The organism is Paramicrobacterium fandaimingii, from assembly GCF_011751745.2.
Taxonomy (GTDB): Bacteria; Actinomycetota; Actinomycetes; order Actinomycetales; family Microbacteriaceae; genus Paramicrobacterium; species Paramicrobacterium fandaimingii.
Window position 1 is genome coordinate 624,325 of record NZ_CP061170.1, and the last position, 20,438, is coordinate 644,762.

Below are 20,438 nucleotides of genomic sequence, written 5' to 3' on the forward strand. Positions count from 1 at the left end.
GGCAGGTGCCGACCATTCTGGAAACGCTTACGTGAACGTTTATCACGAGATGATCACAATGGCGCGTGTTTTCCTGGGTGTGGAGTTGTGTTCAACGTGTTGTTCATGTAAAAGTGGAAGCGCTTGCAGAAAAGCGTGCGAGGACTCTCGAGGCGCAGACGCAAGTTTCGACGGCCACATCGGCACACAGCAAACGAAAGGCACACCAATGACGGTGAAGACCAAACCGATTCTCGCCATCGGAGCGATGACCGCGGCTGCCGCGCTCGTGCTCACGGGCTGCTCTGCTGGAGGCGGAGATGAGGGAGACAAGAAAGACGGCTCCACGACGCTCACCGTGTGGGTTGACGCCGATCGCGCTCCCGTTCTGAAAGACGTCGCCTCGGCGTTCGAAGAGGAGTCCGGCATCTCAGTGAAGCTTGTGCAGAAGGACTTCGGAAAGATTCAAGAAGAGTTCGTTCAGCAGGTGCCGACGGGCAAGGGCCCCGACATCACCATCGGCGCTCACGACTGGCTCGGCAATTTCGTGACGAACGGCGTTGTGCAGCCCATCGAGCTTGGCGACATCGCCAGCGACTTTCAAGACGTCGCCGTGACGGCGATGAGTTACGAGGGCAAGACCTACGGTCTGCCGTACTCCACCGAGAACATCGCGCTTCTGCGCAACACTGAGCTGGCTCCCGAAGCCCCGTCGACATACGACGAGATGGTGCAGATGGGGAAGGATGCCGGGTCGGAGTTCCCGTTCCTCGTGCAGGTGGGTGAAGAGAGCGACCCGTACCACCTCTACCCCTTCCAAACGTCGTTCGGCGCCCCGGTCTTCGGAACAAAAGACGACGGAAGCTACGACTCCGAGCAGCTGCTGCTCGGCGGCGACGGCGGAATCGACTTTGCGAACTGGCTCGCTGAGCAGGGCGAGGCAGGGCTCCTCAAGACAACAGTTGACGGTGACATTGCCAAAGAGAAGTTCGTGAGCGGCGACTCGCCCTTCCTCATTACCGGACCGTGGAACGTCGCTCCTGCGCAGGATGCCGGCATCGACGTCGCCGTCGACGCGATTCCAAGCGCTGGTGGCGAAGCGGCGCAGCCGTTCGTCGGTGTTCAGGGCTTCTTCGTCTCGGCCAAGAGCAAGAACGCTCTGGCAGCGAACGAGTTCCTCACCAACTACATCGGCACGAAGGACGTGCAGGTTGAGCTGTACAACGTGGGCAAGCGGCCACCGGCGCTGACCGCCGCATTTGAGGAGGTCAGCTCCGACCCGATCACTGCCAGTTTCGGCAAGGTCGGCGCAGAGGGCGTGCCGATGCCGAATATTCCCGAGATGGGTGCCGTATGGCAGTTCTGGGGCGTGACCGAGGCCGACATCATCAACGGCGAAGGCGACCCGGCCGAGCTGTGGGCGTCGATGACATCCGACATCCAGAGTGCCATCGAAGGTTGACGTGAGTGCTGGTCGGGCGTGAGCCCGGCCAGCATCCAGTCGACGTCACAGCATCGCGGGGAGACATGAGCAGCACCCAGACCGAAGACGCGCGCGAGACGCGCGTCGTCCAGAAGCGCAGACGCCGCGCCGTTCGCATTGCCGAGCAGGCGTCAGGCGGCATCACCTCGTTGATCGTCAAGATCACGCTGATTGCCGTCATCGACGCCCTGTCTCTCTACGCCCTTTTCGTCTCGCTGGCGCAGCAGCAGTGGATCGTCTTCGCTGTGATCCTCGTCATCGCGGCAGCCATCAACATCATCTACTTCAAACGCGGGTGGCTGCCTGCCAAGTACCTCGCGCCCGGCCTCATCTTTCTGCTCATCTTTCAAATTTTCGTGATCGGCTACACCGGCTACATCGCGTTCACCAACTACGGAACAGGGCACAACAGCACAAAGCAGGATGCCGTCATCGCCCTTGTGCAATCGGCGCAGGATCGCGTGCCCGACTCTCCGACGTATGATCTTACGGTGCTCGACCAGCTCGGCACCTACAGCTTTCTCGTCACAGCACCCGACGGCACGGTGAGCATCGGAAACGACACGACTCCGCTGCACGCGGTCGACGGCGCCGAGATGTCGGGCGGCAAGGCAGTTGGCCTCTCGGGCTACACGGCGCTCGACTTCGAGGGAATTCTTCAGCACCAGGATGAGATCTCAGATCTCGCCGTGCAGATTTCGGACGACCCAAACGACGGCGCGCTGCGCACTCCAGATGGCTCAAGCGCGTACCTCTATGTTTCAACGCTGGTCTATGACGAGGCCGCGGGAACAATGACAGACACGACGACGAATACCGTCTACACAGACACGGGAGTCGGTGCGTTCACAGCCGAAGACGGCGAACAGCTCATGCCGGGGTGGAGCATACCCATCGGCGTCGACAACTTCACGAAGGCGTTCACGGATCAGAGCATCCGCGGACCGTTGATTTCGGTGACGATCTGGACGTTCGCCTTCGCTCTTTTGAGCGTTCTGACGACCTTCGCACTCGGACTGTTTCTGGCGATCGTGTTCAACGACATGCGCATGAAGGGGCGCAAGTTCTACCGAGTGCTTATGATTCTGCCCTACGCGTTCCCCGGTTTTCTCGGCGCGCTGGTCTGGGCAGGCTTGCTCAACCGGGATTTCGGGTTCGTGAATCTCGTGCTCTTCCAGGGAGCAGAGATACCGTGGCTCACCAACGAATGGCTGGCGAAATTCAGTGTTATCTGGGTCAACCTCTGGTTGGGCTTTCCCTACATGTTTCTCGTCTGCACGGGGGCATTGCAATCGATCCCGCATGAGCTCACCGAAGCGGCAACCGTCGACGGCGCTAAGCCATTCGCGGTCTTCCGTCTCATCAAACTTCCGCTGCTGCTCGTCTCGATCGCTCCCCTGCTGATCTCTGCGTTCGCGTTCAACTTCAACAACTTCAACCTCATCTACATGCTCACCGAGGGAGGACCGCGCGATGCGGCGGCAGGAATCAACGTCGGTGCCACAGACATCCTCATCTCGATGGTCTATAAAGTGGCGTTTGTCGGAGCAAGCCGCGATTACGGGCTCGCTAGCGCATTCTCGATAATCATCTTCGTGCTGGTCGCCATCATCGCGGTCATCAGCTTCAAGCAGACGAAGACGCTGGAGGATCTGAACTGACATGAGACAGACAACACAGGCGTCTCCAGAGACACAGCGCGCTATTCCCATCGTGACGCCACAGATCCACAGAAAGCGCCATGTCAGCTTCGGGCGATGGTTTCGAGCGACAGGGTGGCGTCACCTTGTCGGCGTCATCGTGCTGATCTATGCGGTGTTCCCGCTGCTGTACGTTCTGTCGGCATCGCTGAATCCGAACGGAACGCTGCTGAGTTCCAACGGTCTGTTCGCGAAGATCGGACTCGATAGCTACGTGACGCTCTTCAACTCTCCTCAGCAGCCGTACGCCTCGTGGTTCGGGAACACGCTCTTCATCGGACTGACAGCATCCGTGTGCACTGTCTTTCTCGGTGCCCTCGCGGCGTACTGCTTCAGCCGCATGCGCTTCGTCGGGCGACGGTTCGGGCTGATCTCCCTGCTTGTCGTGCAGATCTTCCCTCAGCTGCTCGCCGTCGTCGCCATCTTCCTGCTGCTGAACACGATCGGCGACATCTTTCCGATCCTCGGCATCGACAACCAGATCGCCCTCATCGTCGTCTACCTCGGCGGCGCACTCGGTGTGAATACGTATCTCATGTACGGATTCTTCAATACAGTGCCGAGAGCACTCGACGAGGCGGCGAAGATCGACGGAGCAGGGCATGCGCGCGTGTTCTTCACGATCATCCTGCCCCTCGTCTCACCGATCCTCGCTGTTGTCGGGCTGCTATCGTTCATCGCCACAACGAATGACTTCGTCATCGCGAGCGTCGTTCTCGTGACACCAGAGAAGCAGACGCTCGCCGTCGGGCTCTACCAGTTTGTCTCGCAGGAGTTCACCAGCAACTGGAGCGTCTTCGCCGCCGGTGCCGTGCTCGCATCGATCCCCGTCATGGCGCTGTTTCTGTACCTGCAGAAGTACATCGTCGGTGGGCTCGTCGCCGGCTCCGTGAAATAGTCGCCGTCGAAAAGGAGCCAATGGATGGCCATGGACACCGCTCTCGAGCCGCACCACGACGGTTCGCCGCTCTACGTCTCGAACCAGCATCCTCATCTGGGTGATGCCGTCGTGCTGCGCCTGCGCGTTCCCCGCGCACTCGGCACGCTTCAGGGCGTGCGCGTGCGCTCGAACCCCGACAGGGAGCCTGTCTTCGCCGTCGCGCAACTGACGTCATCGGCTGGCGGATGGGACTGGTGGCAGGCAGAGGTTGCCGTCGCGAACCGCGTGCACGGCTACCGATGGCTGCTGCGGCTCGCTGACGGAACCGACATGTGGGTGAACGCGCGCGGCGTCTTCACCACCGAGACGCTTGACTCAGAGGACTTTCGTCTCGCAACCGGCGCGGACGCTCCGGACTGGGCGGCATCGAGCGTCATGTACCAGATCTTTCCCGACAGATTCGAGAAATCGGATGCTGCAGCCTCGCGCCCCGCACCGGTCTGGGCTGTTCCGGCCGACTGGTCGGACGAGGTGCGGCTTGAACCGTCGGTTCGGTCGACGCAGCTGTACGGCGGAGACCTCGATGGCGTCGTGGAGCGGCTCGATCATCTCGAGCGTCTCGGCGTGACAATGATCTACCTCACACCGGTGTTCCCCGCGCAATCGAACCACCGATACGATGCGACGAGCTTCGACATGGTCGACCCGCAGCTCGGAGGAGATGACGCGCTGATTCGTCTGGTCGAGGCTGCGCACGCGCGTGGCTTGACGGTGATCGGCGATCTCACGAGCAACCATTCGGGCGATGCTCACGAATGGTTTCGTGCCGCATACGGCAACCCCGCGGCGCCCGAGGGCGATTTCTACTATTGGCGCGATGCGGAGCATGAGCAGTACGAGTCGTGGCTCGGGGTGCCGAGCCTTCCCAAGTTCAACTGGAACTCGCGTGAACTGCGCCGTCGGTTCATCGAGGGTGACGATTCTGTGGTGGCGCGGTGGCTGAAGCCGCCGTACTCGCTTGATGGCTGGCGCATCGACGTCGCGAACATGACGGGGCGGCTCAGAAATGACGATCTCAACGCGGATGTGCGGCAGACGATTCGCCGCACGATGACCGACGTCAACCCCGACACGATCCTGCTCGCCGAGTCGACGAACGACGCATCGAGCGACTTCCAAGGCGACGCATGGCACGGCGCTATGACGTATGCCAACTTCACGCGCCCCCTGTGGGGGTGGCTGTCTGAGCCGCTAACTGATGCTGGGGGAGGCCTCGGCATGGCGATGCAGACCATTCCGCGGTATGACGGCTGGCAGTTCTACGCCGCACACCGGCAGTTCAGCGCCGGCTTCCCGTGGAGCGTACGTCTGGGCAACATGAATGCGCTCGACACGCACGACACTCCACGATTTCTCACACGGGCATTGCCTGGGGTGCTCCCCGTTGCTGTGGGAATGTCGGTAACGCTGCCGGGCATTCCCGTGGTGTGGGCCGGCGACGAGTTCGGGCTCACGGGGGTCGACGGCGAGCATTCGCGCACGCCGATACCGTGGCACGCTGCGGATGCAGCATCCGGAACCATCGACCTGTACTCGGAGCTGATTGCCCTGCGCCGCAAGCATTCAGCTCTCAATGGCGGAGGAATGCGCTGGGTGCACGTGAGCGATGACGCGCTCGCGTACGTGCGCGAAGACGGCGACGAGAGCCTGCTGATCGTGGCAGCGCGCGCTGACGTCAGCGTCGATCTGCCTGCCGAGGTCATTCCGACGCCGGATGCTGTCGAGCAGCTGTTCGGCGGGTTGGTGCTGAGCACAGAGGGCGACAGCATCCGCATGTCGGGCACTGGTCCTGACTTCTCGGTGTGGCAGACGGCAGGAGCCTGAGCGTGCGGAACGTTGAGGAATTCTCTCGCCTGAGCGACGAGCTGGAGCAGGCGTGCCGTGAGACAGACGGTGTAATCGGATTGGTGCTGCTCGGCTCAGCGGCAGATGCGACTCGTCGCGACGAATGGTCTGATCACGACTTCTTCGTGCTCCTTGAACCGGGCCGCGAGCGCGACGTGCGCCGCGATATGAGCTGGCTGCCGCGATTCGAGAAAAGCGTGCTGCTCGGGCGTGAAGGCGATATCGGGTTCGTTGTCGTGTATTCAGACGGTCATATTCTTGAGTTCGCGGCGGCAACAGCCGACGAACTCACTGGCGCGTTGGCCGACGACGCTCTGATCGTTTATGACAGTGAAGGCATCGTTGCACGGATCATCGCGGTTGCTCGGGATCGCGCAAACGCCAGCGACGGGCTCGCTGCACCTTCTGAGGAACGCGCGGCGAACGACATGCGGCTCGTTCTGGTGAAGCTTCTGATTGGAGTTGGTCGCGCACGTCGCGGGGAGGTTCTCAATGGTTCGAACTTCGTGCGGGGCTGGGCTGTCGAGCTGCTGGCCCGAGTGGTGCGCGCCCGAATTCCCTCGCAGCTCCCGAGCTCCCGCGACAAGATCGATCCGCTTCGTCGATTTGAACGCGGTTACCCCGAGCTCGCTGAGCGGATAGATACCGCCCTCGCGCAGGATGTCGAGTCTGCTGCGCATGGCCTCTTCGACGTGGCACGGGATGTGCTCGAGCCCGGCTGGGATGGCTTCCCGAGTGACGCAGCGGACGCTGTCGCCGCACGTCTTGGTTGGTGAGACGACGACGGTGCTGATGTGGAGGCGCCGTGTTCACGAACCGCTCAAAGGTTTGATATTCTTTAGCGGTTGCCTTTTGCGAAAGTGCGAGAGGAAACGCCCCGATAGCTCAGTGGTAGAGCACTTCCATGGTAAGGAAGGGGTCGTCAGTTCAATCCTGACTCGGGGCTCGCGCGTTCTTCGGAGCGTCGTGCGGCAGGGTAGCTCAGTTGGTGAGAGCGCACGACTCATAATCGTGAGGTCGCGGGTTCAAGTCCCGCTCCTGCTACACTGTGAAAGCCCGGTCACGGGCCGGGATCGGTCAATGTAGGGATAGTTTCTGATTCCGGAGAGGCCATGGGCATCTCGGATGACGCAGTTGGGAAGCCATTGGTGGCATCCCCGGAAGAGTTCGCTCGCCGCTGAGGCGGAGCGCTGCTCGGACGCCGCCGCTCTGGCTCATCTCACAGAAAATTGCGGTGGCACTCAACGCATTTGCATACAACAGGTGCGGATGAAGTCCGCTAATGGGACAATGGGCTCATGCTCGCAACGCCAAGCCGCCTTGACCGGATCACCGTGAATCCGGAAGTTTGCCATGGAAGGCCGACGATTCGCGGCATGCGCATCCGCGTTCAAGATGTCCTTGAGCTGCTTGCATCCGGAATGACGTACGAGGACATCCTCGCCGACTACGATGAGCTTGAGCGCGACGACATCCTCGCGGTGCTGGAGTTCGCGGCGCTCGGCTCCGCCGCGCGCCTCCAGCGGTTCGTCGCCTGAAACCTGACGCCTGGCGCGCAGCATCGCACATGACGGCCTTCCTCGTTGACCAACAATTGCCCGCAAAGCTTGCGGAGTATCTGAGCAGGTTTGGCCACGACGCGCGGCACGTAAAGCAATACCCGGGCGGTACGACGATGCGCGACGCAGAGATTGCCGCCCTTGCCGATCACGAAGGCCGAACAGTCTTGACCAAAGACGACGACTTCAGGGTGTTGCACCTCACGCGACAGCAGCCCGCCCGAATACTCATCGTCACCTGTGGGAATATCGCAACGCGCGACCTGCTTGCATTGGTTGACCAGAACTACTCTGACCTGACGGCAGCGGTTGAGAAGTACTCCTTCGTCGAGCTCGACCGCGATGGAGTCTTCATTCATGACCCTCATTGACACCCCAGTACTTCGCTTACGGAGTTTGTTTATGGACATTCACATAGCGCGGTCTGGCTGCTCCAATCGAGGCCGTTGAACCAGCCATCGACTAGCGATATCGGGAGCGGCGCGTAGTCGAAGGCATCTACGCCGACGTGGAACTGGCGGCCGTCTAGTTCGTGGCCGCGGCTGTGGATATGGACTTTATTCTTTAGCGGTTGCCCTGTGAACGATATGCAGGGCAGTGCCCCGATAGCTCAGTTGGTGAGAGCGCACGACTCATCATCGTGAGGTCGCGGGTTCAAGTCCCGCTCCTGCTACGCACACCGAACCCCCGGTCAGACGGCCGGGGGTTTCGTCGTGTTCGTGCCGCATCGCTGTCTCTCACGCGGTTCCGCGCGCGCGACGGGCGATTCCGACGAGCGCCGCCGCCGGCTCGTGCATGCTGCCCGGCAGCCACACCGCGCGCATGCGGCGCGAGAACTCGCTCACCGTCGGCACAGTGACGAGGCTGCCGGAGCGCACAGCATCGACGACGGCGAGTTCGCTCAGCACAGCGGGCCCCGCCCCAGATGCGACGCTGATGCGCACTGCAGCATTGCTGTCGAGCTCGAGCGTCGGTGCTACCGGGTCAAGGTCTGCGAGCTCCGTCTCGAGTGTCGTGCGTGTGCCCGAACCCGATTCGCGAACCACCAGCGGCGTGCGCGCAAGTTCGGCGTCAGTCACGCGGCGCCGACGTGTGGCCCACGGATGCTCAGGCGCGACAACGACGACGAGCCGATCGCGCGCGACGACGGCGGCGCGCAGACCAGGGTGCACTTCTGGAGACTCGACGAATCCCACGTCTGCGCGGCCCGCGGCGACAGCATCCTGAACCTCCTCGGAGTTCTGAGCGGCGAGATGCAGCTGCAGCTCGGGGCGCTCGACCCTCAGCACCGCGAGCCAGCGCGGCAGAAAGGCTTCGGCGACAGTCTTGCTCGCCGACACCGTCAGGTGCGATTGCTCTGCGTCTCGCAGGGCCTCGGCGGCCGAGTAAAAGCTCCGCGCCGCCGCGACGACGTCTGCGGCCCAGTCGGCGACCATCGCGCCATTGTCGGTCAGCGTCGAGCCGCGCGGGCCGCGATCGAGAAGGCGGAACCCCAGATCGGACTCAAGGCGTCGCAGCGTGCGCGACGCATTGGGCTGGGCGATGTCGAGACTCTCTGCCGCCTGGCTCAGGCTGCCGTGCTCTGCGACGGCGCACAGCAGAGCGAGGGCCGTCAGATCGGGGAGCTTAGCCATATCACGATGATATACCCCGCACACGAATGAAGCATTCTGACGGCCGCAAATGGCGGGCAGTCTGAGTACCATGTCGAACTCCATTGAAACCGCAGAGAAAACCGCAACGCGCAGGCAGCGCACGCTCGTGCCCCTGCTCCCCGGTCTCGGGCTCTGCGCGGCCGGCGTCGCGGTCTCGCTCACGGTCAACCATTTTCTGCCCACCGTCAGCGCACTTCTCATCGCCATCGTGCTGGGCGTGCTGCTGCGCAACCTCACGCCGCTGCCGGCCGTGTTCGAGGCGGGGCTGGCCTTCTCGGCAAAGAAGCTTCTGCGACTCGGGGTCGTGCTGCTCGGGCTGCAGCTCGTGATCGGTGACATCCTCGGTCTCGGAGGTGGAGTGATCGTCGTGGTCGTTGCGATCGTGCTCGGCGGTATCGCTGCCACGCTTCTGATCGGCAAGGTCATGGGGATTGGCCTGAAGCAGCGACTGCTGATCGCCTGTGGGTTCTCGATTTGCGGTGCCGCGGCCGTCGCGGCCGTCGACGGGGTCGTCGAGCCCGAGGATGACGAAGAGGTAGTGACGGCAATTGCGCTTGTCGTGCTCTTCGGCACTCTGATGATTCCGATCATCCCTCTCGCGGCGGGCGCGCTTGGCCTTGGTGCCCACGATGCCGGGCTCTGGGCTGGCGGCTCGATTCACGAAGTTGCGCAGGTCGTCGCGGCCGGGGGAATCATCGGTGGTGGTGCCCTCGGTGTGGCGGTGATCGTCAAGCTCGCGCGCGTGCTGATGCTTGCTCCGGTGATGGCGGTGATCAGCGCCGTGCGCCGGCGTCAGAGTGCGGGGACGGGCGGAAAGCGTCCCCCGCTCCTCCCGCTGTTCGTCGCGGGGTTCATCGCGATGGTCGCCCTGCGCTCGACCGGCGTCGTTCCCGAGGGCGTCGTCGACGCCGCATCCGTCGTGCAGAACGCGCTCCTCGCCGCGGCGATGTTCGCCCTCGGCGCCGGCGTGAAGATCCGCAACCTCATCAAGGTCGGTCCGAAACCCTTCGCGCTCGCCGCGTGCAGCACACTCGTCGTCGCGGGCATCGCTCTCGCAGGCGTCACGCTCGTCGCCTGAGAGTGTGCAACGCCGAGCGGGACGTGCCGGTCAGTTCTCGAGAAAGTGCCGGATGCTGTCGGCGAGAGCCGGCGCATCCTCGAGCATCGGCAGGTGCCGTGTCTCAAGCGATGCCGTCCACGAGGCGCCGATGCGCGCCGCAGACGCAGACGGTGTCGCGCGACGTCGAGATGTAGCCGCTACGAGCAGGAAATGCGGTTTCGACTGTCTTGTCCAGGTACAGCCCAACGGGTTCCGGCTCGAACTGCGCAACGAGGCGGTCCGCCGTGTCGTCGTCGAGGCCCGCCCCGAGGCTCGAGCGGATCACCGAATCCGGTGGGCGTGTGCCCGTCATGCGCAGAGCGAGCGGCATGATCCAGCGTGCGGGGAAGGGGAGGTTCGCGGAGTATGACGTGCCCGGCTTCGGGAACAGCGCTGCGACGCCGAGCAGTGCGTCGACCCGATCCCCAGCGAGCGGCAGCAACCGTGTGGCAACAGCGCCGCCAATGGAGTGGGCGACGACGGTGAAGCGCGGCCAGGGGGCGCTCGCGAGTGCCGCTGCGGCAACGTCGGCGAGTGTTGCCGAGGAGTGCCGCGGCGTAGCTGCGACGGCAGAATCACCATCGAGGCCGTTGCGCACGTCATCCCAGATCCACTCGGGAAGGCCGGCACCGCTCAGAAAGAGTACGGGTAGCGTCATGGCGTCAGACTATCTGTGGTCGTGTCCAGCTGCCGACTCCGCCGTGAATGCGTCGTGCCACGGGTCGTATGATCGTCTACGAACCCGGGAGGGGCCGTGACGATACCGACAGCGCCGGTCGCGATTCCCGAGGCCGTCGCGTCGCTCGGGCGCGGGGATCGTCTCGTGCCGGTGTGGCGCAATGCGCTCGGCGGGCTGACGTTTCGCGCCGAGGCCAGAACGAGGCGACGTGCTCCGCGCTATATCAAATGGGGTCCGCTCCAGAGTGAGACGTCGATGGCGGCCGAGGCCGCGCGCCTGGCGTGGGCCGAGCAGTACATCACCGTGCCGCGCGTGCGTGAGTGCGGCGCCGACGCAACGCACGAGTGGCTGGTTACCGAGGCGCTTGCAGGCGAGAGCGCCGTCGCACCGCGCTGGCTCGCCGAGCCCGCGCGCGCCGTCGCCGCTGTCGGGCGAGGGCTGCGCGCGCTGCATGAAGCGCTTCCCGTCGACGCGTGCCCGTTCGACTGGAGCGTGGAGTCGCGCATCGCGAACGCGGCTCGCCGCGGCATCCATCTACCTAAATCTCTGCACGAAGCACCGGATGCTGACACGCTCGTCGTGTGTCACGGCGATGCCTGCTGCCCCAATACGCTCATCGATGACGCAGGGGAGTGGAGCGGTCATGTTGACCTCGGCGCGCTGGGCATCGCCGATCGCTGGGCCGATATTGCGGTCGCCTCGATGAGCACCGAGTGGAATTACGGGCCCGGGTGGGAGGGTGCCCTCATCGAGGCGTACGGTCTGACGCCAGACAGGGAGCGCCTCGCGTACTACCGCGACCTGTGGAACGCTACCTGAGCCGACTGCACTGTTCGTGCGGCCCAAATGGTTGATCTTGTGGCGGCGAGGTGACCATTTTGGGCCGCGCGAACGAACCGGCTCGCGAAAGAACCGGAAAAAAGTTGTCGCGGCAAGGAATAATGCAGAACTTCATGCAGTTGCATAGATACATGACTGAAAACACACTTGTTCACCCCCAGTACACCGTCGGCACCTGGACCCTCGACCCGATGCACTCGAAGGTCGAGTTCTCGGTCAAGCACCTCATGATCAGCAAGGTTCGCGGAACCTTCGACGTCGTCGACGCCACAGTCGTCACCGCCGAGAACCCCGCAGACAGCTCGGTCGAGGCGACGATCGACGTCTCGAGCGTCAACACCGGACAGGCCGACCGCGACAACCACCTGCGCACGAACGACTTCTTCAAGGTCGACGAGTTCCCGACCATGACCTTCCGCTCCACGAAAGTCTCGAACGACGGCGACGACTTCACTGTCGAGGGCGAACTCACGCTGCGTGGCGTCACTAAGCCCGTCACGCTGACCGGCGAGTTCGGCGGCGTCATCGATGCCCAGGGAGCGACGAAGGCGGGCCTCACGGCGACCACCACGATCAACCGCCTTGACTTCGGCGTCAACTGGAACGCAGCCATCGAGGCAGGCGGCATGACCCTCGGTGACAAGGTTTCCATCACGCTCGACCTGCAGTTCGCTCTGCAGCAGTAGGTTCACTCACTCGATGCGGGGTCGCGGCACGCAGCCGCGGCCCCGCCGCGCGTTAAGCGGATCGGCTCCATCAGATGCTGCGTAGGCGCCGTGCTCGTCGTACGAGAAGCTCTGTGTGCAGCGTCGATGCCGTGCGTGACCTTTGCGATACTTCTACGTGACGTAGAAGTTCGGCGGTAAGCTGGGAACGTGCCACAGCCCCGGTCCACCCCTTCGGCCGCGCCGCGCCAGACGCTCCGCGATGGCGTGCGCATCGCGCGACTCGCCTTCGTCGCGCCCGCGGGCGTCGCTCTCATGATCGGCATGGCAGCGGGGCTCGCGCGCATGGGTGCCTGGCCCACGGATGCCGAGACCCTGCGTGCTGTACACGCACCGGCCATGCTGTTCGGCTTCGTCGGTTCCCTCGTCGTGCTCGAGCGCGCCGTCGCCATTCGCCGTGCGTGGGCCTTCGCAGCACCGCTGCTTCTGAGCCTCGGCGCCCTCTCGCTCGTCACTCCGCTTCCCGGCGCAGTCGGTCGCACGGCGATCGTTGCCGGGCTCGCGCTCATGCTCGTCATCTACCGCGTGATCTGGCTGCGGCAACCGGCAGTGGCAACGAGCGTGCAGGCGCTGGCCGCGGCATCCGGCCTTTTGGCGGCGGGGCTCTGGGCCGTGGGCGTGCCGTTCCAGCACGTGAGCATCGTCGCCGCGGTCTTTCTCGTGCTCACGATCGTGGGCGAACGCATCGAGCTGGGGCGCGTCGGCGGACTCACCGCTCGGGGCGAGAACGTCGGGCTCGGCCTGGCGCTCGGTGTCGCCGCGGCATCCGTGGGCACAATTCTGTGGCCTGGGGTCGCGCATTCGGTTCTGGGCGCGGTGCTGCTCGTGCTCGTTGCCTGGCTGCTCATCGTCGACGTCGCCCGCGTCACGATCACCTCGACGGGGGCGGCGCGGTACATGGCGGTGTGTCTGCTGAGCGGATACGCCTGGCTTGCCGTGGCGGGCGCGCTTCTACTGGCGGGTGGGGAACCGGATGCCGCCGCCTACGACGTCGTGACGCACGCCGTGCTGCTCGGCTTCGTGATGTCGATGATCATGGCACACGCCTCGGTCATTCTGCCTGCGGTGCTGCGCACGGCGCTGCCGTACCGGCGCTGGTTCTACGTTCCCGTCGCCCTGCTGCAGCTCTCGCTCATCGTGCGGGTTCTCGGCGACGTGCGCGGCGTCGACGTTGCCGTGCGAGTCGGCGGAATCGGCAACGTTGCCGCTGTCCTGCTGTTTCTACTGTGTGCCGTAGCGTCGGCGGTTCTGGCGAGCCGCCCGAGTACCCCGAAGGGAGCCCCCGATGCAGAACCTTGAGCGTCGCACCTGGTACATCATCACGAACTCGGTTCTCGGGCTGTGGATGCTCGCTGCGATCGCCGCCGTCATCGCCCACCGGTTCCTGCCGTACAGCACCTGGCTCATGGTGCACGTGACCATGCTCGGCGCGGTCAGCACGGCGATTCTCATATGGAGTCAACACTTCGCCGACACGCTGACCCGCAGACAGGCCCCGGGCGGCCGGGTGAGCCTCGGCATCCGGCTTGGCCTGCACACTGTTGGGGCAGTCGGCGTCGTCGCGGGCATTCTCCTGAGCGTGATGCCCGTGATTCTTGCCGGTGCGGTGCTTGTGGCCGCGGCGGCGCTCACACACGCCACGGTGATGACACTGCAGTTGCGCGGCGCGCTCACCTCGCGCTTCGGCCCGCTCGTGCGGTTCTATGCGATCTCGGCGCTGTGGCTCGTTGTCGGCGTCGGGCTGGGGTTCTGGATGTCACAGCTGCCCGCCGACGACCCGCTGCGCAGCCGCCTCTTCGTTGCCCACGTTGCCGTGAACCTGCTCGGCTGGGTGGGAACGACCGTTCTCGGCACGGTGATCCTGTTCTGGCCGACGGTGCTGCACGCGCGCATGCGACCGACGGACGGTCGTCAGTCGCCGCTCGTTCTCACCACGTCGATCTTCGGCATCGTTCTCGTGCTGGCGGGTGCCGCGGCGGGCGTGCTCCCGCTTGTCGCCGTGGGCGCCGCGGTGTGGCTCGCCGCCCTGGGCCTGGTGCTGTTCGAGGGAATCAGGCAGGCGAAGGATGCTGCGCGACTCAGCTACGCCGGCCTCTCCATCGGCGCGGCGCTGTGCTGGCTCGCCGTCGCAGTCGTGTTCCTCGCCGTCGGCGCGGGAACAGCACAGACGTGGCCCGCCGCCGTGGAGCGGCTCGCCTGGATCGTGCAGCCGTTCATCGCGGGCTTCGCCGTGCAGATCGTTCTCGGCGCCCTCAGTTATTTGCTGCCTGTGATCATGGGGCGCCCCAACGCCCGTAAAGCCACAGAGACCGAACTCGACCGCGGAGCGGTGTTCCGCGCAGCGACGGTCAACATCGGCATCGTCGCCTACCTGCTGCCGGTTCCGAGCGTTGTGAAGGTGCTGCTGAGCCTCGTGGTCTTCAGCGTGTTCATCGCATTTCTGGTGCTCGCCGTGCGCGGCATCGTTGTGGGGCTGCGTGAGCGCAAGACGGAGCCCGCGCCAACCACGCACACTCCGGGGGAGCAGTTGCGCATCGGTGCGAAGCCACAGCAGACGAAGCCTCGGCGTGCTGTGAGCGGCCAGCTCGTCACAGCGGCATCCGTCATTCTTCTCGCTGTCGCCGGGGGCATCGCCGTCGACCCCGCCGCTGCCGGAATCAACACGCTTGGCGGCTCAGAAGCACAGGCGACCGGCGAAACGACAACGCTCGAGGTCACGGTCGACGGCATGCGCTTCGTGCCCGACGTGCTCGAGGTGCCCGCGGGGAACCGTTTGGTCGTTGAGTTTACGAACACCGGAACAGACATTCACGACCTCACATTCGCCAACGGGGTGAGCACGGAGCGCCTTGCGCCGGGAGACAGCGAGACGATCGACGTCGGCGTGATCTCTGACGACATGGAGGGCTGGTGCTCCGTCACGGGCCACCGCGCGATGGGCATGGAGCTGAGCGTCGTCGCCGTCGGAGCCGGTGATGACGCGGCCGATCCCCACCACAACCACGGCACGACATCGGATGCTGACGACAGCGCCGCCGCCGATCTGGACTTCCACCTGTCGCCCGACGCCGGCTTCGTTCCCTACGACGCCGAGCTCGACCCCGCACCCGCCGGAGCCGTGCACGAGATCACACTCCCGGTGACCGAGGAAGAGACCGACGTGGCTCCCGGCGTGACGCAGACCCTCTGGATGTTCGACGGCACAGCGCCCGGCCCGGTGCTGCGCGGCTCGGTCGGCGATGTCTTCAACGTCACCCTCGTGAATAACGGCTCCATGGGGCACTCCATCGACTTCCACGCCGGCGTGCTCGCCCCCGACGAGCCGATGCGCACGATCATGCCGGGCGAGAGCCTCGAGTACACGTTCACCGCGACGCGCGCCGGCATCTGGATGTACCACTGCGCGACGATGCCGATGTCAAGCCACATCGCCAACGGAATGTTCGGCGCCGTGATCATCGATCCGCCCGACCTCGCCCCCGTCGACCACGAGTTCGTGATGGTGCAGTCCGAGTTCTACCTCGGCAGCCAGGGCGGGCCCGTCGATCCGGATGCTGTCGCGACACAGCAGCCCGACATCGTCGCGTTCAACGGCTACGCCAACCAGTATCGCGACGTGCCGCTCGAGGTGCAGGCGGGGGACACCGTGCGCTTCTGGGTGCTTGACGCCGGCCCGAACGTCGCCTCGTCATTCCACGTGATCGGCGGCCAGTTCCACACAGTCTGGAAAGAGGGTGACTACACGCTGAAAGACGGCGGGTCGACGGGAGTCGGCGGTGCCCAAGCGCTGGGGCTTGCGCCGGCGCAGGGCGGGTTCGTCGAGCTCACCTTCCCCGAGGCGGGCACCTACCCGTTCGTGTCGCACATCATGTCGGATGCTGAGAAGGGCGCAACCGGAGCGGTCCACGTCAGCTGACCGGCTGAAGCGTCGGCCGCTTCGCCACGCGGCCGTCGCCCGACGAGCGCCCGGTGAGCCGACGTCCGATCCACGGCAGAACGTACGTGCGGTAGTACGTGAATGTGCGACGTTCGCCTTCAGCAGCATCCGCTACCTCGTCGACTCCCCATTCGTGCGGCACGGGGATCTCGAGCGCCTCAAGCACGTTCGCCGCGACCCGGGCATGACCGAGTGCGTTCAGATGCAGCTTGTCGGCCGACCAGTAGCGGGCCGCCTCGAGCTGCTCGTCGTGCCAGTTGTCGACGAACAGCACACCCGTTCCCCCGAGCGCATCGGCGACGGCGTCCGCGAGGGCATCCCCGCGCCCCCGGATCACCCGGCCCAACGGAAGCTGCAGCGAGGGGTTGGCCCCCGCCAGAATGACCGGTCGCGTCTCTGTCGCGAGCGTGCGGTCGACGAGATCCATCGTGCGTTCGACTACCCAGTCGATCTTGACGCGCGGGCGCATGATGTCGTTGCCGCCGCCATTGAAGGTCAGCAGATCGGCGCCGAGCGCGAGGGCGGGCTCCAGCTGCTCGTCGATGATCGGACCCAGCTTGCGCCCTCGGATCGCGAGATTGGCGTAGCCGACAGAGTCGGCGGATGCTGCCTGCAGCCCGATCGCCACGAAATCAGCCCAGCCGCGCACGGTTCCGCCCGGGCGGTCATCGCCGACGCCCTCGGTGAAGCTGTCGCCGACGGCGACGTAGCTGCGGATCATGCGTCCTCCCGCAGAAACTCGAGAGCCGTGCGCCGAAAGAGTCCCGAGGTCGGTGCGTTGAAGTGACTGCGCCCCGGCAGTTCGAGAAATCGCGCGTTCGTCGTGCCCTCGGCGAGGTCGCGGGCTTCGGCCGCGATCGCGTCCTCGCTTCCGGCGGCGATCAGCAGCGGCTGCGTCGGCGCCTCGTCGATCTCAGCATCCGAGTCGCCACGCAGACCCTCGACGAGTGCGACGAGTGCGACGAGGTCGTTGTCACGCTGCTCGCTCGCCATCTCCAGGTACGTGCGCGTGACAGCATCCGTGATGGGCAACCCCATCTCTGTGTACCGCCGAGCCTGCACGACGTCGAGTCGCGCGAACGGGTCTGCTTTCGGGATGCCGCCCAGCACTGCCCTCGTGACGCGCTCTGGTTCGGTGAGCGCCGCGAACCAGCTGACGCGGGCGCCCATCGAGTAGCCGATCCACGGCGCCGTTCCGATGCCGTATGCATCCATGGCGCGAAAGACGTCGTCGCGCATGAGCGCCATGCTGTACGCGGATCTGTCGTGCGGCTTATCGCTCTCCCCGTGTGCGCGATGATCCAGTGCGATCACCCGGTGGCCGGCACGCGTCAGCTCGCGCGACCAGCCGGTGAGCACCCAGTTCGCCTCGGCGCTCGATGCGAAGCCGTGCACGAGCACGACGGGAGGGGCATCCGGATCCCCGATCTGATACGTGGCGATCTCAAGATCGCCTGATCGAATGATGCGGGCATCTGGCGCTGACGGAAGCATGCCTCTATTCGACCACGACGCGGCGTCGTCTGCGACCGCGATAGTCTGGGTGACGTTCACAACACGAGAGGCACTGCTGCATGAGACGACGCGTCGATTGGCTTTGGTTCGTCGTCATCGGTCTGATTGCGGGCTTCATGTCTGGGCTTTTCGGCGTCGGGGGCGGCATTCTGATCGTGCCGCTGCTCATCACGCTTGCCGGATTCGGGCAGAAGCGGGCTGCGGGAACATCGCTTGCCGCGATCGTACCGACGTCTCTCGCCGGAGTGATCACGTACGCGATTCACGGCGACCTCGCGCTCATCGCCGCGGCCGTGCTCGCCGTCGGCTCGATCATCGGCGCGCAGATCGGCAGTCTTCTGCTGCACCGGCTGCCGAAGAACGTGGTGCAGTGGGCATTCATCGTCTTCGTTCTGATCATCGTGGTGTCGCTGTTCTTCGTCGTGCCGTCGCGCGAAGCGGACATCCATCTCGGGGCGCTGTCGATTATCGGTCTGCTCGTGCTCGGCCTCGCCGTGGGCATCCTCTCGGGGATTCTGGGCATCGGCGGTGGAGCGGTGATCGTTCCGATGCTGATTCTCCTCTTCGGCGCCAGCGACCTCGTCGCAAAGGGGACGTCGCTCGCCGTGATGATTCCGACGGCGATCTCCGGAACGATCGGCAACTCTCGGCGACGCAACGTCGACATTCCCGCTGCGCTCACGATCGGCCTCTGCGCGTGTCTGACGACCTCGCTCGGTGCGCTCGTCGCCGTCGCGATCGACCCGATGCTCGGCAACATCCTGTTCGCCGTCTTCCTCCTGATCATCGCGATCCAGCTCTCGGTGAAGGCGATCCGGTCGCGGTAATCTCACGTGCGTGTGCCCGGGGACGTCTGCAGAGTGTGACGCCGGATGCCGCACGAGAGGGGAATCCTGTCGGTGGCGGAGGGCAGACTGGAGGAATCATGACTACAGCGCACAGTGTGATCGACACTCCGATCGGCGATCTGACCGTCGTCGGGCACCGTGCGGCCACAGGCGCGCAGGCAGACGCGCGAGCGCAGATCGCGAAGGCGCCCGTCGTGCTGACCGCTGTGTGGATGACCGTCGAGCGGCACCAGCAGCCGGCCGATGAGCTCGGTGAGCGAGACGACGCGACATTCGCGGGCGTCGCGCAGCAGTTCGACGAGTACTTCGCGGGGACGCGCACGAGATTCGATGTCGCGCTGGACCCGGCAGGCACAGCGTTCGAGAAGCAGGTCTGGCTGCTGCTGCGTGACATTCCGTACGGCACGACGCGCAGTTACGGCGATCTCGCCGCAGACCTCGGCGACCCGAACCTCTCGCGCGCTGTCGGCACGGCCAACGGGCGCAACCCGCTCTCGATCATCGTGCCCTGCCACCGTGTCATCGGTGCAGACGGCTCGCTCACCGGCTACGCGGGCGGGCTCGAGCGCAAGCGGTTTCTGCTCGCTCTCGAGCGGGACACGACTCCGACCGCAGACCAGCTCTTCTGACCTGTAGCCTGCATGCCGAATGACTGAGCCGCCACCCGCACCCGAGCCGCCCCGCGCGGCGTCGCTGCCGCATCGGCGCGACATCCCCTTCATTCCGCCCTATGACGTCGAAGCGCTGTGTGCTGCGCAGCGTACGCACGCCGTCGCCGGCATCGACGCGCCAGAGCTGTCGGAGCGTCGGCTCGCCGCACCCACAGACCAGAGCCACCAGGATGCTGACATCAGCCGCGGCATCCGACACAACGGCATTAACGGAACCCTGAGCGTCAGGTTCGCCGACGACAGCGTCGAACTGCGCAGCTCTCAGCCGATCGACGCTGCCCTCGAACATCGTGTGCGCCGCTGGCTCGATCTCGACGCCGATCCCGCCGAGACGGCAGCGCGGCTCGGCGGCGATCCCGTCATGGCGCCGCTTGTCGGCAAGCGCCCCGGGCTGCGGATCCTCGGCCATATCGACGACATCGAGGCGGCGAGCTTCGCCGTGCTCGGGCAGCAGGTTTCCCTGGCCTCGGCGCGCACATTTCAGCGGCGCTTCGTCGCGGCGTTCGCCCCGCAAGACGAGACGACGGGGTATCGGCATTTTCCGGATGCCGCCGAGCTCGCCGCCCTCGAGACGGCAGAGATCCGCGACGCCGTCGGCCTCACGCGGGCTCGCGCGGCGACGCTGCACGCCGTCATCGCCGAGCTCGCGTCCGGTCTCACGCTGACGGGCGACACGGCAGAGATCCGCGAGCGTCTGCTGCGGCTCCGGGGAATCGGGCCCTGGACTGCCGACTACCTCGCCGTGCGCGCCGTGGGCGACCGCGACGCGTTTCCCTCCGGCGACCTCGTGCTGCGCCGAGCGATGGGCGCAGCCGACGCGCGCGCGGCGATCGCACGCGGCGAGGCATGGCGTCCGCTGCGCGCCTACGCGACGTTCCACCTCTGGACGGAGTTCGCGTACTGCGCTCAGACAGCGCAGCCCTGAGCCTGCCGCCCAGGCCGAGCATCCGCCCGCCCTTCTCG

19 protein-coding genes and 2 tRNA genes are annotated in these 20,438 nt (G+C 65.0%); 17 read left to right on the top strand and 4 right to left on the bottom strand.

All coding sequences use genetic code 11. From position 1 onward, the window contains the following. Nucleotides 1-208: 208 nt before the first annotated feature. The 9 genes from HCR84_RS03040 to HCR84_RS03080 all read left to right on the top strand — a co-directional run bounded on the left by HCR84_RS03040 (nt 209) and on the right by HCR84_RS03080 (nt 7,877). A complete protein-coding gene (locus tag HCR84_RS03040) occupies nt 209-1,441 on the top strand; it encodes a sugar ABC transporter substrate-binding protein (protein ID WP_166982223.1) in 1,233 nt (410 codons plus the stop codon). Between the two features lie 65 nt (nt 1,442-1,506). Further along, entirely contained in the window at nt 1,507-3,123 is a 1,617-nt protein-coding gene (locus tag HCR84_RS03045; RefSeq protein ID WP_166982221.1) for an ABC transporter permease subunit, read from the top strand. 1 nt (nt 3,124) lies between these two features. Next, nucleotides 3,125-4,060: a sugar ABC transporter permease gene (locus HCR84_RS03050; RefSeq protein ID WP_166982219.1), complete on the top strand. Its 936-nt coding sequence runs from the start codon at nt 3,125-3,127 to the stop codon at nt 4,058-4,060. Nucleotides 4,061-4,084: 24 nt separating this feature from the next. Then, a complete protein-coding gene (locus HCR84_RS03055; protein ID WP_244972556.1) occupies nt 4,085-5,926 on the top strand; it encodes a glycoside hydrolase family 13 protein in 1,842 nt (613 codons plus the stop codon). A gap of 2 nt (nt 5,927-5,928) precedes the next feature. Further along, nucleotides 5,929-6,723 carry a hypothetical protein gene (locus tag HCR84_RS03060; protein WP_166982217.1) on the top strand — a complete coding sequence of 265 codons (795 nt, stop codon included), beginning with the start codon at nt 5,929-5,931 and terminating at the stop codon, nt 6,721-6,723. Between the two features lie 98 nt (nt 6,724-6,821). After that, nucleotides 6,822-6,893, top strand: a tRNA-Thr gene (locus tag HCR84_RS03065). 24 nt (nt 6,894-6,917) lie between these two features. Further along, a tRNA-Met gene (locus HCR84_RS03070) sits at nt 6,918-6,991 on the top strand. A 254-nt stretch (nt 6,992-7,245) separates the two neighbouring features. Further along, a complete protein-coding gene (locus HCR84_RS03075) occupies nt 7,246-7,485 on the top strand; it encodes a DUF433 domain-containing protein (RefSeq protein WP_166982215.1) in 240 nt (79 codons plus the stop codon). A gap of 29 nt (nt 7,486-7,514) precedes the next feature. Continuing rightward, nucleotides 7,515-7,877 carry a DUF5615 family PIN-like protein gene (locus HCR84_RS03080; RefSeq protein WP_166982213.1) on the top strand — a complete coding sequence of 121 codons (363 nt, stop codon included), beginning with the start codon at nt 7,515-7,517 and terminating at the stop codon, nt 7,875-7,877. A gap of 366 nt (nt 7,878-8,243) precedes the next feature. Here HCR84_RS03080 and HCR84_RS03085 read toward each other — a convergent pair whose 3' ends face one another. Further along, the gene (locus HCR84_RS03085) at nt 8,244-9,140 is read right to left on the bottom strand and encodes a LysR family transcriptional regulator (protein ID WP_218043609.1); all 897 of its coding nucleotides are present in this window, start codon (nt 9,138-9,140) and stop codon (nt 8,244-8,246) included. Nucleotides 9,141-9,210: 70 nt separating this feature from the next. On the opposite strand from HCR84_RS03085, the gene HCR84_RS03090 reads away from it, so the two are divergent. Continuing rightward, nucleotides 9,211-10,239 (top strand): YeiH family protein, encoded by a 1,029-nt coding sequence (locus HCR84_RS03090; RefSeq protein WP_166982209.1) that lies wholly within the window; start codon nt 9,211-9,213, stop codon nt 10,237-10,239. Between the two features lie 103 nt (nt 10,240-10,342). Here the strand turns inward: HCR84_RS03090 and HCR84_RS03095 are convergent, their stop codons facing one another. Further along, the gene (locus HCR84_RS03095; protein ID WP_166982207.1) at nt 10,343-10,918 is read right to left on the bottom strand and encodes an alpha/beta fold hydrolase; all 576 of its coding nucleotides are present in this window, start codon (nt 10,916-10,918) and stop codon (nt 10,343-10,345) included. Between the two features lie 96 nt (nt 10,919-11,014). Between HCR84_RS03095 and HCR84_RS03100 the strand changes: the two genes are divergently transcribed. The 4 genes from HCR84_RS03100 to HCR84_RS03115 all read left to right on the top strand — a co-directional run bounded on the left by HCR84_RS03100 (nt 11,015) and on the right by HCR84_RS03115 (nt 16,420). Then, on the top strand, nt 11,015-11,758 hold the full coding sequence (locus tag HCR84_RS03100) for an aminoglycoside 3'-phosphotransferase (RefSeq protein ID WP_166982205.1): 744 nt from the start codon (nt 11,015-11,017) through the stop codon (nt 11,756-11,758). 152 nt (nt 11,759-11,910) lie between these two features. Further along, the gene (locus HCR84_RS03105; RefSeq protein ID WP_166982203.1) at nt 11,911-12,465 is read left to right on the top strand and encodes a YceI family protein; all 555 of its coding nucleotides are present in this window, start codon (nt 11,911-11,913) and stop codon (nt 12,463-12,465) included. Nucleotides 12,466-12,654: 189 nt separating this feature from the next. Continuing rightward, nucleotides 12,655-13,803: a DUF8744 domain-containing protein gene (locus HCR84_RS03110; protein ID WP_195706680.1), complete on the top strand. Its 1,149-nt coding sequence runs from the start codon at nt 12,655-12,657 to the stop codon at nt 13,801-13,803. Beyond that, nucleotides 13,790-16,420, top strand: a complete 2,631-nt coding sequence (locus HCR84_RS03115) for a multicopper oxidase domain-containing protein (protein ID WP_166982201.1) — start codon at nt 13,790-13,792, stop codon at nt 16,418-16,420. Before HCR84_RS03110 ends, HCR84_RS03115 begins: the two co-directional genes overlap by 14 nt. Here HCR84_RS03115 and HCR84_RS03120 read toward each other — a convergent pair. Both HCR84_RS03120 and HCR84_RS03125 read right to left on the bottom strand, forming a co-directional pair. After that, nucleotides 16,413-17,162 (bottom strand): SGNH/GDSL hydrolase family protein, encoded by a 750-nt coding sequence (locus HCR84_RS03120; RefSeq protein WP_166982199.1) that lies wholly within the window; start codon nt 17,160-17,162, stop codon nt 16,413-16,415. The genes HCR84_RS03115 and HCR84_RS03120 overlap by 8 nt on opposite strands. After that, entirely contained in the window at nt 17,159-17,935 is a 777-nt protein-coding gene (locus HCR84_RS03125; protein WP_166982197.1) for an alpha/beta fold hydrolase, read from the bottom strand. Before HCR84_RS03125 ends, HCR84_RS03120 begins: the two co-directional genes overlap by 4 nt. Nucleotides 17,936-18,015: 80 nt before the next feature. Between HCR84_RS03125 and HCR84_RS03130 the strand changes: the two genes are divergently transcribed. The 3 genes from HCR84_RS03130 to HCR84_RS03140 all read left to right on the top strand — a co-directional run bounded on the left by HCR84_RS03130 (nt 18,016) and on the right by HCR84_RS03140 (nt 20,400). Further along, complete coding sequence (locus tag HCR84_RS03130; RefSeq protein ID WP_166982195.1) at nt 18,016-18,783, top strand: sulfite exporter TauE/SafE family protein; 768 nt, start codon at nt 18,016-18,018, stop codon at nt 18,781-18,783. A 98-nt stretch (nt 18,784-18,881) separates the two neighbouring features. Further along, nucleotides 18,882-19,433, top strand: a complete 552-nt coding sequence (locus HCR84_RS03135; protein ID WP_166982193.1) for a methylated-DNA--[protein]-cysteine S-methyltransferase — start codon at nt 18,882-18,884, stop codon at nt 19,431-19,433. A 19-nt stretch (nt 19,434-19,452) separates the two neighbouring features. After that, nucleotides 19,453-20,400, top strand: a complete 948-nt coding sequence (locus HCR84_RS03140; RefSeq protein ID WP_166982191.1) for a DNA-3-methyladenine glycosylase family protein — start codon at nt 19,453-19,455, stop codon at nt 20,398-20,400. Nucleotides 20,401-20,438: the final 38 nt, after the last annotated feature.